The organism is Entomomonas sp. E2T0, assembly GCF_025985425.1.
In the GTDB taxonomy this organism is placed as follows: Bacteria; Pseudomonadota; Gammaproteobacteria; order Pseudomonadales; family Pseudomonadaceae; genus Entomomonas.
The window spans coordinates 1,013,607-1,027,470 of the sequence record NZ_CP094972.1 but is presented as its reverse complement, the minus strand read 5'-3'; the positions used below and the strand labels follow the sequence as shown (position 1 = coordinate 1,027,470).

Annotated in this window: 28 protein-coding genes; all 28 read right to left on the bottom strand. The window is 41.0% G+C overall.

The window, feature by feature from the left end:
• Nucleotides 1-5 precede the first annotated feature (5 nt).
• The 28 genes from MTZ49_RS04975 to MTZ49_RS04840 all read right to left on the bottom strand — a co-directional run bounded on the left by MTZ49_RS04975 (nt 6) and on the right by MTZ49_RS04840 (nt 13,781).
• Nucleotides 6-1,004: a DNA-directed RNA polymerase subunit alpha gene (locus MTZ49_RS04975; RefSeq protein WP_201092151.1), complete on the bottom strand. Its 999-nt coding sequence runs from the start codon at nt 1,002-1,004 to the stop codon at nt 6-8.
• Between the two features lie 22 nt (nt 1,005-1,026).
• Entirely contained in the window at nt 1,027-1,647 is a 621-nt protein-coding gene (rpsD, locus tag MTZ49_RS04970; protein WP_201092165.1) for a 30S ribosomal protein S4, read from the bottom strand.
• Between the two features lie 14 nt (nt 1,648-1,661).
• The gene (gene rpsK, locus MTZ49_RS04965) at nt 1,662-2,051 is read right to left on the bottom strand and encodes a 30S ribosomal protein S11 (protein ID WP_109704024.1); all 390 of its coding nucleotides are present in this window, start codon (nt 2,049-2,051) and stop codon (nt 1,662-1,664) included.
• 25 nt (nt 2,052-2,076) lie between these two features.
• Complete coding sequence (gene rpsM, locus MTZ49_RS04960) at nt 2,077-2,433, bottom strand: 30S ribosomal protein S13 (protein ID WP_264747260.1); 357 nt, start codon at nt 2,431-2,433, stop codon at nt 2,077-2,079.
• Nucleotides 2,434-2,559: 126 nt separating this feature from the next.
• On the bottom strand, nt 2,560-2,676 hold the full coding sequence (rpmJ, locus tag MTZ49_RS04955) for a 50S ribosomal protein L36 (RefSeq protein ID WP_201092182.1): 117 nt from the start codon (nt 2,674-2,676) through the stop codon (nt 2,560-2,562).
• A 24-nt stretch (nt 2,677-2,700) separates the two neighbouring features.
• Nucleotides 2,701-4,032, bottom strand: coding sequence for a preprotein translocase subunit SecY (secY, locus tag MTZ49_RS04950; protein WP_264747259.1), 1,332 nt, complete (start codon nt 4,030-4,032; stop codon nt 2,701-2,703).
• Entirely contained in the window at nt 4,033-4,473 is a 441-nt protein-coding gene (gene rplO / locus MTZ49_RS04945) for a 50S ribosomal protein L15 (protein ID WP_201092184.1), read from the bottom strand.
• A gap of 2 nt (nt 4,474-4,475) precedes the next feature.
• Nucleotides 4,476-4,661 carry a 50S ribosomal protein L30 gene (gene rpmD, locus MTZ49_RS04940; protein WP_201092185.1) on the bottom strand — a complete coding sequence of 62 codons (186 nt, stop codon included), beginning with the start codon at nt 4,659-4,661 and terminating at the stop codon, nt 4,476-4,478.
• Between the two features lie 2 nt (nt 4,662-4,663).
• Nucleotides 4,664-5,191 (bottom strand): 30S ribosomal protein S5, encoded by a 528-nt coding sequence (rpsE, locus tag MTZ49_RS04935; RefSeq protein WP_201092191.1) that lies wholly within the window; start codon nt 5,189-5,191, stop codon nt 4,664-4,666.
• 3 nt (nt 5,192-5,194) lie between these two features.
• On the bottom strand, nt 5,195-5,545 hold the full coding sequence (rplR, locus tag MTZ49_RS04930; RefSeq protein WP_201092196.1) for a 50S ribosomal protein L18: 351 nt from the start codon (nt 5,543-5,545) through the stop codon (nt 5,195-5,197).
• A 10-nt stretch (nt 5,546-5,555) separates the two neighbouring features.
• A complete protein-coding gene (gene rplF, locus MTZ49_RS04925) occupies nt 5,556-6,092 on the bottom strand; it encodes a 50S ribosomal protein L6 (protein ID WP_264747258.1) in 537 nt (178 codons plus the stop codon).
• A gap of 12 nt (nt 6,093-6,104) precedes the next feature.
• A complete protein-coding gene (rpsH, locus tag MTZ49_RS04920) occupies nt 6,105-6,497 on the bottom strand; it encodes a 30S ribosomal protein S8 (RefSeq protein WP_201092200.1) in 393 nt (130 codons plus the stop codon).
• 185 nt (nt 6,498-6,682) lie between these two features.
• A complete protein-coding gene (rpsN, locus tag MTZ49_RS04915; protein ID WP_264747257.1) occupies nt 6,683-6,988 on the bottom strand; it encodes a 30S ribosomal protein S14 in 306 nt (101 codons plus the stop codon).
• Between the two features lie 10 nt (nt 6,989-6,998).
• Nucleotides 6,999-7,538, bottom strand: a complete 540-nt coding sequence (gene rplE / locus MTZ49_RS04910; RefSeq protein ID WP_201092208.1) for a 50S ribosomal protein L5 — start codon at nt 7,536-7,538, stop codon at nt 6,999-7,001.
• An 18-nt stretch (nt 7,539-7,556) separates the two neighbouring features.
• Nucleotides 7,557-7,871: a 50S ribosomal protein L24 gene (rplX, locus tag MTZ49_RS04905; RefSeq protein WP_201092211.1), complete on the bottom strand. Its 315-nt coding sequence runs from the start codon at nt 7,869-7,871 to the stop codon at nt 7,557-7,559.
• A gap of 11 nt (nt 7,872-7,882) precedes the next feature.
• The gene (gene rplN / locus MTZ49_RS04900; RefSeq protein WP_201092214.1) at nt 7,883-8,251 is read right to left on the bottom strand and encodes a 50S ribosomal protein L14; all 369 of its coding nucleotides are present in this window, start codon (nt 8,249-8,251) and stop codon (nt 7,883-7,885) included.
• Between the two features lie 18 nt (nt 8,252-8,269).
• Nucleotides 8,270-8,536, bottom strand: a complete 267-nt coding sequence (rpsQ, locus tag MTZ49_RS04895; protein ID WP_201092220.1) for a 30S ribosomal protein S17 — start codon at nt 8,534-8,536, stop codon at nt 8,270-8,272.
• 2 nt (nt 8,537-8,538) lie between these two features.
• Nucleotides 8,539-8,751, bottom strand: a complete 213-nt coding sequence (rpmC, locus tag MTZ49_RS04890) for a 50S ribosomal protein L29 (protein ID WP_201092222.1) — start codon at nt 8,749-8,751, stop codon at nt 8,539-8,541.
• Nucleotides 8,751-9,164: a 50S ribosomal protein L16 gene (gene rplP / locus MTZ49_RS04885; protein ID WP_201092225.1), complete on the bottom strand. Its 414-nt coding sequence runs from the start codon at nt 9,162-9,164 to the stop codon at nt 8,751-8,753. Before rplP ends, rpmC begins: the two co-directional genes overlap by 1 nt.
• A gap of 12 nt (nt 9,165-9,176) precedes the next feature.
• Nucleotides 9,177-9,860, bottom strand: a complete 684-nt coding sequence (rpsC, locus tag MTZ49_RS04880; RefSeq protein WP_201092226.1) for a 30S ribosomal protein S3 — start codon at nt 9,858-9,860, stop codon at nt 9,177-9,179.
• 13 nt (nt 9,861-9,873) lie between these two features.
• Entirely contained in the window at nt 9,874-10,224 is a 351-nt protein-coding gene (gene rplV / locus MTZ49_RS04875) for a 50S ribosomal protein L22 (RefSeq protein WP_201095922.1), read from the bottom strand.
• A 12-nt stretch (nt 10,225-10,236) separates the two neighbouring features.
• Entirely contained in the window at nt 10,237-10,512 is a 276-nt protein-coding gene (rpsS, locus tag MTZ49_RS04870; protein ID WP_201092227.1) for a 30S ribosomal protein S19, read from the bottom strand.
• A 14-nt stretch (nt 10,513-10,526) separates the two neighbouring features.
• Nucleotides 10,527-11,351: a 50S ribosomal protein L2 gene (gene rplB / locus MTZ49_RS04865; protein WP_201092228.1), complete on the bottom strand. Its 825-nt coding sequence runs from the start codon at nt 11,349-11,351 to the stop codon at nt 10,527-10,529.
• A 14-nt stretch (nt 11,352-11,365) separates the two neighbouring features.
• On the bottom strand, nt 11,366-11,707 hold the full coding sequence (gene rplW / locus MTZ49_RS04860; protein ID WP_201092230.1) for a 50S ribosomal protein L23: 342 nt from the start codon (nt 11,705-11,707) through the stop codon (nt 11,366-11,368).
• Entirely contained in the window at nt 11,704-12,306 is a 603-nt protein-coding gene (gene rplD, locus MTZ49_RS04855; protein WP_201092231.1) for a 50S ribosomal protein L4, read from the bottom strand. The genes rplW and rplD overlap by 4 nt, the downstream gene beginning before the upstream one ends.
• 13 nt (nt 12,307-12,319) lie before the next feature.
• On the bottom strand, nt 12,320-12,955 hold the full coding sequence (gene rplC / locus MTZ49_RS04850) for a 50S ribosomal protein L3 (protein ID WP_201092232.1): 636 nt from the start codon (nt 12,953-12,955) through the stop codon (nt 12,320-12,322).
• 80 nt (nt 12,956-13,035) lie between these two features.
• Complete coding sequence (gene rpsJ / locus MTZ49_RS04845; protein WP_044501102.1) at nt 13,036-13,347, bottom strand: 30S ribosomal protein S10; 312 nt, start codon at nt 13,345-13,347, stop codon at nt 13,036-13,038.
• Between the two features lie 209 nt (nt 13,348-13,556).
• The gene (locus MTZ49_RS04840) at nt 13,557-13,781 is read right to left on the bottom strand and encodes a hypothetical protein (protein WP_264747256.1); all 225 of its coding nucleotides are present in this window, start codon (nt 13,779-13,781) and stop codon (nt 13,557-13,559) included.
• Between the last annotated feature and the right edge of the window lie 83 nt (nt 13,782-13,864).

Below are 13,864 nucleotides of genomic sequence, written 5' to 3'. Positions count from 1 at the left end.
TAGGATCAGCCAAAAGACCGATCATCTTTCTTAATACTTGCCGGCGGCCAGTTGTCTAGGCGCATGCCTAGCGATAGACCACGAGAAGCTAAAACATCTTTAATCTCAGTTAAAGATTTTTTACCTAAATTCGGCGTTTTCAATAATTCTACTTCAGTGCGCTGAATCAAATCACCAATGTAGTAAATATTTTCTGCTTTCAAGCAATTAGCTGAACGTACTGTTAACTCTAAATCATCAACTGGACGAAGTAGAATTGGATCAATTTCATCTTCAGGCTCATCAACTATCGTTTCAATTTCACTTTGTAAATCAACAAACGCAGCTAATTGATGTTGAAGAATAGTCGCAGCACGACGAATTGCTTCTTCAGGATCTAAAGTACCATTGGTTTCTAAATCAAGCACTAATTTATCCAAGTTAGTACGTTGTTCCACACGAGCATTTTCAACTACGTAAGAAACACGACGCACTGGACTAAAAGTAGCATCTAATTGTAAGCGACCAATTGCTCTTGTTTCATCATCTGAAGCACGAGCATCAGCAGGTACATAACCACGACCACGAGCAATCTTTAATCTCATGTTCAATGCACCTTTATTAGATAAATGAGCAATGATATGGTCTGGATTAACGATTTCTACGTCATGTTCTAATTGAATGTCTGCTGCAGTCACTACACCTTCACCCTTTTTAGAAAGGGTCAAAGTTACTTCGTCACGGCCATGCAACTTAACAGCTAAACCTTTTAGGTTTAACAATATTTCAATTACATCCTCTTGCACACCTTCAATAGTGCTGTACTCATGGAGCACACCATCAATTTCGGCTTCAATTACAGCGCAACCTGGCATAGAAGAAAGCAGGATACGGCGTAATGCATTACCTAATGTGTGACCAAACCCACGCTCAAGAGGCTCTAAAGTAATCTTAGCGCGAGTTGTACTGATGTCCTCAACATCAATATGTCGAGGAGTCAGAAAATCATTTAGCATACTATGCATGGTAGCACCTTTAATTTAGCAATTACTTGGAGTAAAGCTCAACGATCAGGTTTTCATTGATGTCAGCTGGTAAATCGCTACGCTCAGGAACGCTCTTGAAGACGCCTTCTTTCTTGTTAGCATCTACTTCAACCCATGCTACAAAACCACGAGAAGAGTTCAATTCTAATGCTTGAGCAATACGTAGTTGATTCTTACATTTTTCACGAACGGCTACTACATCACCTGCTTTCACTTGGTATGATGGAATATTAACTACTTGACCGTTCACAGTAATAGATTTGTGTGATACTAACTGACGTGCTTCCGCACGAGTAGCACCAAATCCCATACGGAATACTACGTTATCTAAACGGCACTCAAGAATTTGCAATAAGTTTTCACCTGTTGCACCTTTACGACGAGCCGCTTCTTTATAGTAACCGCTGAACTGACGCTCTAATACACCATAAATACGGCGCACTTTTTGTTTTTCACGAAGCTGTAAACCATAGTCAGATAAACGTCCACGACGTTGACCATGTTGACCAGGCGCAGTTTCCATATTACATTTTGATTCTAACGCGCGTGAACCGCTCTTTAAGAAAAGATCTGTACCTTCACGACGAGACAGTTTACATTTGGGACCAATATAACGAGCCATTTTTCACTGCCTCCTTAAACACGACGTTTCTTAGGTGGACGACATCCATTATGAGGAATTGGCGTCACATCAGTAATGCTAGCGATCTTATAACCACAAGCGTTAAGTGCACGAACAGCAGACTCACGACCAGGGCCAGGACCTTTAACATTTACTTCAAGATTCTTTAAACCGTACTCTAATGCTGCTTGACCAGCACGTTCTGCCGCTACTTGAGCAGCAAATGGAGTACTTTTACGAGATCCACGGAAACCAGAACCACCAGCAGTAGCCCAAGATAGAGCATTACCTTGACGGTCAGTAATAGTTACAATGGTATTATTAAAAGAAGCGTGGATATGGGCGATCCCATCAACCACCGTCTTTTTGACTTTTTTACGAGTACGAGCAGCAGGTTTTGCCATGATAATTAAATCCTATAGTAGACAATTACTTGCGAATTGGCTTGCGTGGTCCCTTACGGGTACGAGCATTCGTTTTAGTACGTTGACCATGAACAGGTAAACCGCGACGGTGACGTAGGCCACGGAAGCAACCTAAATCCATCAAACGTTTAATGTTCATATTAACTTCACGACGTAAGTCACCTTCAGTCGTAAATTTAGCCACTTCACCACGAAGCTGTTCAAGCTGCTCTTCTGAAAGATCTTTGATCTTCGTAGCTGGATTAATACCAGCCGCTGCACAAATTTGATGTGCAGTAACGCGACCTACACCATAAATGTAAGTCAACGAGATAACAGTATGTTTGTTATCTGGAATGTTTACGCCTGCAATACGGGCCATTCATTAAACTCCATTTGACAGCTATTTTCACCTTGGAAGTCAGGAATAAGGTATAAAATATTATTGCTGTAGTTAAAAAATAACTCAGTAGCACACTAGCTACTGAGAATCACTATAAGCGCACAATCAACCCTGACGTTGTTTGTGACGAGGTTCTGCACTACAAATTACTCGCACAATACCATTGCGACGAATAATCTTACAATTGCGGCATAATTTCTTTACCGATGCACGGACTTTCATCACTAGCTCCCCAAACCTTATGACCTACGATCTACCATAGGTTTTCAGATTAGATTTTTTCATTAGAGAGTCATATTGATGAGATACTAGATGTGATTGTACTTGAGCCATAAAGTCCATCACAACTACTACTACGATCAATAAAGACGTCCCACCTAAATAAAATGGCAAACCAATTTTTGAAATCAAAAATTGAGGTAATAAGCATACCGCCGCCATATAAATTGCTCCGAACAAAGTTAAACGTGTTAACACGCCATCAATGTAACGAGCAGTGTGCTCACCAGGACGAATACCAGGGATGAAAGCACCAGACTTTTTCAGATTTTCTGCTACATCTTTTGGATTAAATACCAATGCAGTATAGAAGAAACAGAAAAATACAATACCAGCAATAAACAACAATATATAAAGTGGCTGATTAGGTGCTAACAACTGAGCTACAGAACCCAACCATCCTAAACCTTCAGCCTTGCCAAACCACTGTGCTATAGATGCTGGGAATAGTAAAATACTACTAGCAAAAATAGCAGGAATAACCCCAGCCATATTTACTTTCAATGGTAAATGGCTAGTTTGTTTAGCAAAATTCTTATAACCTTGTTGTTGACGTCTAGCATAGCTAATTTCAATACGACGTTGCCCACGCTCAACAAATACTACGAAAGCTACAATCGCAATGATTAGTACACCTACCACAAGCAAAGTTGCAAATGATCTAAAATAGTCACCTGTTTCATTAGAAGCAGCTAAGGAGTGAACGATTGCACTAGGAATACCAGCCACAATACCAGCGAAGATTAGCATGGAAATACCATTACCAACACCACGCTCAGTAATTTGCTCACCCAACCACATTAAAAACATTGAACCAGCAACAAAGGTAGTTACTGCAATAAAAAAGAAGGAGAAAGCTGTACTAAAAGTAACACCTTGACTAGCCAAACCTAATGACATACCAATGGCCTGAACAATCGCTAAAAATAACGCACCATAACGAGTATATTGAGTTATTTTACGACGGCCTGCTTCCCCTTCTTTTCGTAATTGTTCTAACGAAGGAACTACGGCAGTCATGAGCTGCATGATAATTGATGCCGAAATATAGGGCATAATCCCTAAGGCAAAAATACTCATACGCTCAAGAGAACCACCCGAGAACATATTGAATAAGTCAAAGATCGTCCCTCCTTGTTGTTGGAATAAAATCTTTAATTGATCAGGATTAATTCCAGGAACAGGTATATGAGCACCTATTCGATACACAATAATTGCTAGGAATAAGAATTTTAACCGAGTATATAACTCTGTTAAACCACCACCTGCAAATGAAGAGAGAGCGTTTTGCTTAGCCATTTAGTCCTCGAACTTACCACCAGCAGCTTCCACAGCTTCCCGCGCACCTTTGGTAGCAGGAATACCTTTTAATGTAAATGCACTTGCTACTTTACCAGATAACACTAATTTAACGCGCTTAACACTATAGTTAATCACATTAGCTTCTTTTAAAGTTTGTAGTGTTACTACATCAGCCTTTACTTTAGCTAATTCAGAAGTACGAACTTCTGCACGATCTAAAGCTTTTTGTGAAACGAAGCCAAATTTTGGTAAACGACGGTGTAAAGGCATTTGACCGCCTTCAAAACCTGGAGCAACGCCACCACCAGTACGAGAAGTCACACCTTTATGACCACGACCAGCAGTTTTACCTAAACCGCTACCAATACCACGGCCAACACGTAATTTAGCTTTACGTGCACCTGGGGCACTAGCGATTTCATTTAAAAATAGGGCCATTATTAATCCTCCACTCTTAGAAGGTAATAAGCCTTATTGATCATGCCACGGTTTTCTGGAGTATCTAATACTTCAACAGTGTGACCAATACGACGTAGACCTAACCCTTTAACACAAGCCTTGTGGTTCGCTAAACGACCATTAGTACTTTTGATAAGAGTAACTTTTACTTTGTTAGCAGTAGCCATGATTACAGAATCTCCTCTACTGTTTTACCACGCTTAGTAGCCACGGCATCAGGAGATTGCATGTCTCTTAAACCTTTAAAAGTTGCATACACAACGTTTACAGGATTAGTAGAACCATAGCACTTAGCTAATACGTTTTGTACACCTGCTACTTCTAATACAGCACGCATAGCACCACCAGCGATGATACCAGTACCTTCAGAGGCTGGCTGCATGTAAACTTTAGAAGCACCATGTACTGATTTAATTGGATACTGTAAAGTAGTGCCATTTAAATCAACTTGAATCATATTGCGACGTGCTGCTTCCATTGCTTTTTGGATAGCTGCTGGTACTTCACGTGATTTACCACGTCCAAAACCAACACGACCTTTACCATCACCTACTACAGTTAATGCAGTAAAAGTAAAGATACGACCACCTTTAACAGTTTTAGCTACACGATTTACTTGAACTAATTTCTCAATGTAACCTTCGTCGCGGCTTTCTTTCTCTTCGCGATTATCGCGATCTCGTCTTTGCTCTGCCATAATTTAGAACTCCAACCCGCCTTCACGAGCAGCATCAGCTAACGCCTTCACGCGACCATGATATTTAAAACCAGAACGGTCAAAGGCTAGTTTGGTTACACCAGCAGCTTTAGCACGAGTCGCAATTAATTGACCTACTTTTTTAGCTGCCTCAATATTACCTGTTGCACCATCACGCAATTCTTTATCCAGCGTAGAAGCACAAGCTAATACTTTGCCACCATCAGCTGCAATAACCTGCGCATAAATATGCTGGGAAGAGCGGTACACGCAGAGACGTACAACTTCCAGCTCGCGCATTCTTAAACGTGCTTGACGTGCACGGCGCAAACGAGTTTCTTTTTTGTCGCTCATTTTCTATGTCCTACTTCTTCTTAGCTTCTTTACGATGGACAGTTTCATCTGCATAACGAACACCTTTACCTTTGTATGGTTCTGGTGGACGGAAACCGCGAACTTCAGCTGCTACTTGTCCAACTAGTTGTTTATCAATGCCTTTAATCAAAATTTCAGTTTGAGTAGGCGTTTCTGCAGTAACACCTGCAGGTAATTGGTAATCGATTGGATGCGAAAAACCTAAGGTTAAGTTTAAAACTTCACCTTTAGCTTGTGCTCTGTAACCAACACCATTTAATAATAGTTTACGCTCAAAGCCTTGACTAACACCTAACACCATATTATTAACTAAGGCGCGAGTAGTACCAGACATTGCTTTCACTTTAAGTTCAGCATTTTCACGTAAGGCAAATTTTAATTCAGCACCATCCTGAGTAATTTCTACGGCAGGATGAATTTTCATTTCTAAAGTACCTTTTGGGCCTTTAACTGAAAATTGATCTCCAGCGATTTTAACTTCAACCCCTGCTGGAATAGTAACGGGATTCTTAGCAACGCGTGACATAGCTAACTCCCCTTAGAATACTGTACAAAGTACTTCGCCACCAACACCGGCAGCGCGAGCAGCACGATCAGTCATCACACCTTTATTGGTAGAGATGATAGATACACCTAGACCACCACGTACTTTTGGCAGCTCAGAAGCTGACTTGTAGTTACGTAAGCCTGGACGACTAGCTCTTTTAAGTTCTTCAATAACGGGACGACCTTCGAAATATTTTAATTCGATAGTCAACTCGGGTTTTACGCTTTCACTAACTGAGTACCCTTGAATGTAACCTTCGTCTTGAAGAACTTTGGCTACAGCCACCTTTAATTTAGAGGATGGCATGCTTACAACTGACTTTTCAGCCATTTGGGCATTACGGATACGGGTTAGCATATCAGCTAACGGGTCCTGCATACTCATGGGCTATTTTTACTCCTAAAAATATAAAAGAACCTATTTTATTATTTAAATCAATATAAATAGGCTACGAAACGCCAAAATGCTCCACACAGAGATTCGGCGAGCCGAGCATTTTAACGACACAAAAAAAATAAGTCAAGCTATAAAGCTTGACTTATCTTATTTACAACTTAATTACTGAGTGATTACCAGCTAGCTTTCACTAAACCTGGCACATCACCGCGCATTGCTGCTTCACGTAACTTGTTACGTCCTAAACCGAACTTACGGTATACACCGTGTGGACGGCCAGTAATACGGCAACGGTTACGAATACGTGATTTACTTGCATCACGAGGTTGTTTTTGTAAAGCAACTTGTGCTTCCCAACGCTCTTCATCAGTAGACTTTGGGTTAACAATAATTGCTTTTAAAGCAGCACGCTTTTCAGCGTATTTAGCAACCGTTTGTTGACGTTTCAATTCACGGTTTTTCATGCTCATTTTAGCCATTGTCTAACTCCTAGTTACGGAATGGGAAGTTAAATGCACGTAATAATGCACGCCCTTCTTCATCCGTACGCGCTGTAGTGGTTACAGTAATATCTAAACCACGTAAAGCATCAATTTTATCGTAATCAATTTCTGGGAAAATGATTTGTTCTTTTACACCCATGCTGTAATTTCCGCGTCCGTCAAAAGACTTGGCATTTAAGCCACGGAAGTCACGTACACGTGGTAAAGAGATCGAAATCAAACGATCCAAAAACTCATACATACGATCACGACGTAAAGTTACCTTAATACCAATTGGCCAACCTTCACGAACCTTGAAACCCGCAATTGATTTACGCGCTTTAGTAACCACTGCTTTTTGACCTGTGATTTTCTCAAGATCAGCTAAAGCATTTTCAATTACTTTTTTATCGCCAATTGCTTCACCAAGCCCCATGTTAAGGGTGATTTTGGTAATGCGAGGAACTTCCATCACATTAGCTAATTTTAATTCATCCTTTAATTTAGGAAGAATTTGTTCTTTATAAACTTTTTCTAGACGTGCCATGGTTATTTACCTTCCTTCTCAAGCATCAATCGGTTGTTGATTGGACTTGAAGATACGAACCTTAACACCATCTTCAAATTTAAAACCTACGCGATCTGCTTTGCTAGTTTCAGAATTGAAAATAGCAACGTTAGAGATATGCAAAGGTGCTTCTTTCTCAACAATACCGCCTTGAGTACCAGCTTGTGGATTAGGCTTAGTATGGCGTTTAACCATATTAATACCACTTACAATCACACGATCATCAGCAAGCACTTTAACAATACGGCCGCGCTTACCTTTATCTTTACCGGCGATGACGATAATTTCGTCATCTCGACGAATCTTCTTCATAGCGCCTCTCCTTACAACACTTCTGGAGCAAGTGAGACGATTTTCATAAACTTCTCAGTACGAAGTTCACGAGTTACTGGTCCAAAGATACGGGTACCAATCGGCTCTTGCTTATTGTTTAATAACACAGCTGCGTTATCATCAAAACGGATTAAAGAACCATCTTGACGACGAACACCATGACGAGTACGTACAACTACCGCAGTCATCACTTGCCCTTTTTTAACTTTACCACGTGGGATGGCTTCTTTCACAGCTACCTTAATGATGTCACCCACAGCAGCATAACGACGGTGAGAACCACCTAATACTTTGATACACATCACACGACGTGCACCACTGTTATCTGCCACATCTAGCATTGATTGAGTCTGAATCATATATTTTCTCCGACCCCCTTACACTGCGTCCGCGCGTTCAACAACTTCCACTAATGTCCAAGCTTTAGTCTTGGATAGTGGACGTGTTTCACGAATGGTAACTGTGTCGCCAATGCGACATTGATTAGTCTCATCGTGCGCATGTAATTTAGTAGAACGTTTAACATACTTACCATAGATTGGGTGTTTTACACGACGCTCAATCAATACAGTAATTGTTTTGTCCATTTTATCGCTAGTCACACGACCCATAAGCGTGCGAACGGTTTTTTGAGCTTCAGCCATAATCACTTACCTGCCTGCTTCTGCTTCGCGGTCAACTCGGTTTTAAGGCGAGCGATATCACGTTTAACCTGTTTGAGCAAGTGAACTTGACCTAATTGACCAGTCGCTTTTTGCATACGCAAATTAAACTGATCACGCAATAAGCCCATGATTTGCTCGTTAATTTGTTCTACGGAAAGATTCCGTACTTCTTCACGTCTTTGTTTTAATTTCATTACATCACCGTCCGCTTAACAAAAGAGGTGGGAATAGGAAGTTTAGCTGCAGCAAGTGCAAAAGCTTCACGGGCTAATACTTCTGAAACGCCTTCAATTTCGTAAAGAACTTTACCAGGTTGAATTTGTGCTACCCAGTATTCTACGCCACCTTTACCTTTACCCATACGAACTTCTAAAGGTTTCTTGGTAATTGGCTTATCAGGAAACACACGAATCCAGATTTTACCACCACGTTTAACGTGACGTGTGAGAGCACGACGTGCTGCTTCGATTTGACGAGCAGTTAAACGACCGCGTCCAGTAGCTTTCAGCGCGTACTCGCCAAAACTCACTTTGCTACCGCGATGAGCAAGACCACGGTTATGACCCGTCATCTGCTTTCTAAATTTTGTACGCTTTGGTTGTAACATTTGGCGTACCCCTTACTTAGCAGCTTTTTTACGAGATGTAGGTGCTGGTTTAGTTTCTTCTAATTGGCCACCAATAACTTCGCCTTTGAAGATCCAAACTTTAACACCGATTACACCATAAGTAGTGTGTGCTTCATAGGTTGCATAATCGATATCGGCACGAAGTGTATGTAAAGGAACACGACCTTCACGATACCATTCGCTACGAGCGATTTCTGCACCACCTAAGCGACCGCTTACCTGAATCTTGATACCTTTAGCACCAAGACGCATTGCGCTCTGAACCGCACGTTTCATTGCACGACGGAACATAACACGACGCTCTAACTGCTGGGCAACACCTTGTGCTACTAACATTGCGTCTAATTCTGGTTTACGAATTTCTTCAATATTAATATGAACGGGAACACCCATTTGTTTGGTCAGGTCCTGACGTAACTTCTCCACATCTTCACCTTTTTTCCCGATAACAATACCAGGACGTGCAGTGTGAATAGTAATACGTGCACTTTGAGCTGGACGAGCAATGTCGATTCGGCTCACGGACGCGTTTTTTAATTTATCTTGGAGGTAACCACGAACTTTCAAGTCAGTATTTAGATAATCCGCATAGTTTTTGCGGTCTGCATACCAAACAGAAGTGTGCTCCTTTACGATTCCTAGGCGTATGCCAGTAGGATGTACTTTCTGACCCATCTGATCGACTCCGTTACTTTTCGATAACTTTAACAGTGATATGACAAGACCGTTTAACAATACGATCAGCACGACCTTTTGCACGAGGAAGCATACGTTTTAAAGAACGCCCTTCGTCAACATAAACAGCATGAATTTTCAGGTCATCAATGTCAAAGCCCTTGTTTTGTTCAGCATTTGCAATCGCTGACTCAAGCACTTTCTTAAATAACGGAGCAGCTTTTTTACTGCTGAACGTTAGTAAATTAAGTGCAGTGCCAATCTCCTTCCCACGAATTTGATCAGCTACTAAGCGAGCTTTCTGAGCAGAAATACGAGCACCTGATAATTTCGCAGATACTATCTTATCTTTGTCTTCTTTCATTACGCTCACCTATTAACGCTTGGCTTTCTTATCTGCCGCATGACCACGATATGTACGGGTAGCAGCAAACTCGCCTAATTTATGGCCAACCATATCTTCATTCACAAGTACTGGTACATGTTGACGACCATTGTGAACAGCGATAGTTAAACCTACCATTTGTGGCAATATCATAGAACGACGTGACCAAGTTTTAATTGGCTTACGATCATTCTTTTCAACAGCCGTTTCGATCTTCTTCAATAGGTGAAGATCGATAAAAGGACCTTTCTTTAACGAACGTGGCATTATCGTATCCTCACTTATTTACGACGACGGACAATCATATTGTCAGTACGTTTATTAGTACGAGTTTTCTTACCTTTGGTTTTGATACCCCAAGGCGTAACTGGGTGACGACCACCAGAAGTACGACCTTCACCACCACCATGTGGATGGTCAACAGGGTTCATTGCCACACCACGTACTGTAGGACGAATACCACGCCAGCGGCTTGCACCAGCCTTACCTAATGAACGTAAGCTATGTTCACCATTAGATACTTCACCTAAAGTTGCACGACATTCTGATAAGATTTTACGCATTTCACCAGAACGTAAACGTACCGTTACATAAGCACCTTCACGAGCAACTAACTGTACAGAAGCACCCGCTGAACGTGCAATTTGTGCACCTTTACCAGGTTTCATTTCGATACAGTGAATAGTACTACCTACTGGGATATTACGTAATGGTAATGTATTACCCGCCTTAATCGGTGCATGCGCACCAGCGATTATTTGATCGCCAGCTTTAACACCTTTAGGTGCAATAATATAACGACGCTCACCATCTGCATATTTCAATAAAGCAATATGTGCAGTACGGTTTGGATCATATTCAATACGCTCTACAACCGCAGGAATACCATCTTTATCATTGCGACGGAAATCAACTAAACGGTAATGTTGCTTATGTCCACCACCAATATGGCGCGTAGTGATACGACCATTATTGTTACGACCACCAGACTTAGACTTTTTCTCAAGTAATGGTGCATATGGAGCACCTTTATGTAACTCTGGAGTTACTACTTTAACTACGAAACGACGTCCTGCTGAGGTCGGTTTGCATTTAACTATAGCCATGGATGCACCCTACCTTATTTATCTTGAGCAGCTAATGATTCAATAACACTGCCTGGCTTAAGAACAACGTAGGCTTTTTTCCAATCGCTTTCTTTACCTTTTGCAAAACGAATACGTTTTGAAGTTTTACCAGACATTTCTCTTTTGACCTTACCTTTAACGTTTAAGGTCATCACTTTAGCTACTTCAACTTTGAATAGTTTTTCAACTGCTTCTTTGATCTCAACTTTATTAGCAGTAGCAGCCACTTTAAAAGCAATGCGATCTTGACCGCCTTCTTCTAAAATAAGTTCTGACTTCTCAGTATGGAGAGGGGCAAGAAGAACCTTGTATAAACGAGCTTGTTCAAAACTCATGCCAATACCTCCTCAATTTTCTTAATAGCAGGTACAGTAATAAGTACCTTTTCATAAGCAATTAAACTGACAGGATCTGAACCACTTGCTTCTACATAATCTACATGAGGTAGGTTACGAGCTGCTAACCATAGGTTAGTATCAAAAGCATCAGTTATGATTAATACATCTTTTAACTCTAATGCTTGCAGTTTATTCACTAATTCTTTAGTTTTTGGCGCATCAACAGCAAAATTCTCAACCACTACTAAACGATCAGTACGCGCAAGTTCAGATAAAATTGAACGAATCGCTGCACGATACATTTTACGGTTAATTTTTTGTGAATGATCTTGTGGCTTAGCTGCAAAAGTAGTACCACCGCTACGCCAGATTGGGCTACGAGTAGACCCAGCACGTGCGCGACCAGTACCTTTTTGACGCCAAGGCTTTTTGCCACCACCAGATACTTCTGCACGAGTTTTTTGTGCACGTGTACCTTGACGACCAGCAGCCATATAAGCTACTACAGCTTGGTGGATTAATGTTTCATTGTACTTTGCATCAAAGACTGCTTGATTAACTTCGATTGCTTGCGCACCATTTACATTTAATTGCATTCTTTATTCCCCCTTAACCGCGAGCTTTAACAGCAGGACGTACAATCACATCACTACCAGTAGCACCAGGAACAGCTCCTTTTACTAATAGTAAGTTGCGCTCAACGTCAACACGAACGATTTGTAGGGACTGCACAGTTACGCGCTCAGCACCTAAATGACCAGACATTTTCTTGCCTTTGAAAACACGACCAGGAGTCTGACACTGACCGATAGAGCCTGGTACACGGTGAGACACTGAGTTACCATGTGTATTGTCTTGACCGCGGAAATTCCAACGTTTAATAGTACCAGCAAATCCTTTACCCTTAGATTGACCAGTTACGTCAACCATTTGACCAGCTTCGAACATATCAACTTTAAGTTCGTCACCAGCTTGGTATTCGCCATCTTCTAAACGGAATTCTAAAACGCCACGACCAGCAGCTACTTTAGCTTTTGCAAAGTGACCAGCTTGTGGTTTTGAAACACGAGAAGTACGACGCTCACCCACTGTAACCTGTACAGCACGGTAGCCATCAGTTTCTTCTGATTTGAATTGAGTAACACGATTTGGTTCAACTTCAATAACAGTAACCGGAATCGAGATACCTTCTTCGGTAAAAATGCGAGTCATACCGCATTTACGACCGATAACACCAATTGTCATATATATACCTCTATAAGTGTACGGGGCTTTCACCCGCTATGGCCGCCCATTTCAGAGCGTTACACGACTAAAGCAATGCCTTAGCCGAGGCTGATTTGCACTTCTACACCAGCTGCAAGATCAAGCTTCATTAATGCATCAACTGTTTTATCAGTTGGTTGCACGATATCTAATACTCTTTTATGAGTACGAATTTCATATTGATCACGCGCGTCTTTATTAACGTGCGGAGAAATCAATACAGTAAATCTCTCTTTACGAGTTGGTAATGGTATTGGACCACGAACTTGAGCCCCAGTACGTTTCGCAGTATCTACGATTTCCTGAGTTGATTGATCGATCAAGCGGTGATCAAATGCCTTTAACCGAATACGAATTTGTTGGTTTTGCATGTTGACCTCAGACTCTTAATAACTTTCAGCAGGCGGACTATGCCCACTGAAAAGAGGCGCAATTCTACGAGGAGTTAGCCTTACTGTCAATCATTAATATCGTTTTAAATTGACTAACTCAATAGTGTTCAGGATAGCTTAGACAATGACCATAAGAACTCTTGGTTTATTTGCATACCATCCACATATCTCAATATATAAATATTTTGTTACAATTTATATACTATATGTTTAGCTATAAACAGGTCATTAGTAAGCTCCTGGATCACTTCTTGATTGGTTGAAAACAAACTTGCCACATCAAATATGCCCTGCTCTTGATAGCTAATAACTTCTTGCTCATTCAATGTAAGACAAACTTCACCCGTATTTTTATTCAAAATACGTAGACTAGGATGTGCACATTCTAACCAAGCATCTACTAGATAAATCATAAATCACCTCATTTAACATACCATTTAAAATGATAATAATTATCATTTGTATTTAAAACAAGGGGTATTTGAATTATTTATCC

Excerpts from the sequence above, each read along its gene's own strand:
- rpmD (WP_201092185.1), bottom strand. The coding sequence starts at position 4,661 with ATGGCTACTGCTAACAAAGTAAAAGTTACTCTTATCAAAAGTACTAAT.
- rpsC (WP_201092226.1), bottom strand. The coding sequence starts at position 9,860 with ATGGGTCAGAAAGTACATCCTACTGGCATACGCCTAGGAATCGTAAAG.
- rplC (WP_201092232.1), bottom strand. The coding sequence starts at position 12,955 with ATGACAATTGGTGTTATCGGTCGTAAATGCGGTATGACTCGCATTTTT.
- rplV (WP_201095922.1), bottom strand. The coding sequence starts at position 10,224 with ATGAAAGAAGACAAAGATAAGATAGTATCTGCGAAATTATCAGGTGCT.
- rpsQ (WP_201092220.1), bottom strand. The coding sequence starts at position 8,536 with ATGGCTGAAGCTCAAAAAACCGTTCGCACGCTTATGGGTCGTGTGACT.
- MTZ49_RS04840 (WP_264747256.1), bottom strand. The coding sequence starts at position 13,781 with ATGATTTATCTAGTAGATGCTTGGTTAGAATGTGCACATCCTAGTCTA.
- rplR (WP_201092196.1), bottom strand. The coding sequence starts at position 5,545 with ATGAGCGACAAAAAAGAAACTCGTTTGCGCCGTGCACGTCAAGCACGT.
- rplO (WP_201092184.1), bottom strand. The coding sequence starts at position 4,473 with ATGGCCCTATTTTTAAATGAAATCGCTAGTGCCCCAGGTGCACGTAAA.
- rpsS (WP_201092227.1), bottom strand. The coding sequence starts at position 10,512 with ATGCCACGTTCGTTAAAGAAAGGTCCTTTTATCGATCTTCACCTATTG.
- rpsN (WP_264747257.1), bottom strand. The coding sequence starts at position 6,988 with ATGGCTAAAATGAGCATGAAAAACCGTGAATTGAAACGTCAACAAACG.
- rplW (WP_201092230.1), bottom strand. The coding sequence starts at position 11,707 with ATGAGTTTTGAACAAGCTCGTTTATACAAGGTTCTTCTTGCCCCTCTC.
- rplE (WP_201092208.1), bottom strand. The coding sequence starts at position 7,538 with ATGGCACGTCTAGAAAAAGTTTATAAAGAACAAATTCTTCCTAAATTA.
- rpmJ (WP_201092182.1), bottom strand. The coding sequence starts at position 2,676 with ATGAAAGTCCGTGCATCGGTAAAGAAATTATGCCGCAATTGTAAGATT.
- rplB (WP_201092228.1), bottom strand. The coding sequence starts at position 11,351 with ATGGCTATAGTTAAATGCAAACCGACCTCAGCAGGACGTCGTTTCGTA.
- rpsE (WP_201092191.1), bottom strand. The coding sequence starts at position 5,191 with ATGGCAGAGCAAAGACGAGATCGCGATAATCGCGAAGAGAAAGAAAGC.
- rplD (WP_201092231.1), bottom strand. The coding sequence starts at position 12,306 with ATGCAATTAAATGTAAATGGTGCGCAAGCAATCGAAGTTAATCAAGCA.
- rpsD (WP_201092165.1), bottom strand. The coding sequence starts at position 1,647 with ATGGCTCGTTATATTGGTCCCAAATGTAAACTGTCTCGTCGTGAAGGT.
- rpsK (WP_109704024.1), bottom strand. The coding sequence starts at position 2,051 with ATGGCAAAACCTGCTGCTCGTACTCGTAAAAAAGTCAAAAAGACGGTG.
- rplX (WP_201092211.1), bottom strand. The coding sequence starts at position 7,871 with ATGAAGAAGATTCGTCGAGATGACGAAATTATCGTCATCGCCGGTAAA.
- rpmC (WP_201092222.1), bottom strand. The coding sequence starts at position 8,751 with ATGAAATTAAAACAAAGACGTGAAGAAGTACGGAATCTTTCCGTAGAA.
- rplP (WP_201092225.1), bottom strand. The coding sequence starts at position 9,164 with ATGTTACAACCAAAGCGTACAAAATTTAGAAAGCAGATGACGGGTCAT.
- secY (WP_264747259.1), bottom strand. The coding sequence starts at position 4,032 with ATGGCTAAGCAAAACGCTCTCTCTTCATTTGCAGGTGGTGGTTTAACA.
- MTZ49_RS04975 (WP_201092151.1), bottom strand. The coding sequence starts at position 1,004 with ATGCATAGTATGCTAAATGATTTTCTGACTCCTCGACATATTGATGTT.
- rplF (WP_264747258.1), bottom strand. The coding sequence starts at position 6,092 with ATGTCACGCGTTGCTAAGAATCCCGTTACTATTCCAGCAGGGGTTGAA.
- rpsJ (WP_044501102.1), bottom strand. The coding sequence starts at position 13,347 with ATGCAAAACCAACAAATTCGTATTCGGTTAAAGGCATTTGATCACCGC.
- rplN (WP_201092214.1), bottom strand. The coding sequence starts at position 8,251 with ATGATTCAGACTCAATCAATGCTAGATGTGGCAGATAACAGTGGTGCA.
- rpsM (WP_264747260.1), bottom strand. The coding sequence starts at position 2,433 with ATGGCCCGTATTGCAGGCGTAAACATTCCAGATAACAAACATACTGTT.
- rpsH (WP_201092200.1), bottom strand. The coding sequence starts at position 6,497 with ATGAGTATGCAGGACCCGTTAGCTGATATGCTAACCCGTATCCGTAAT.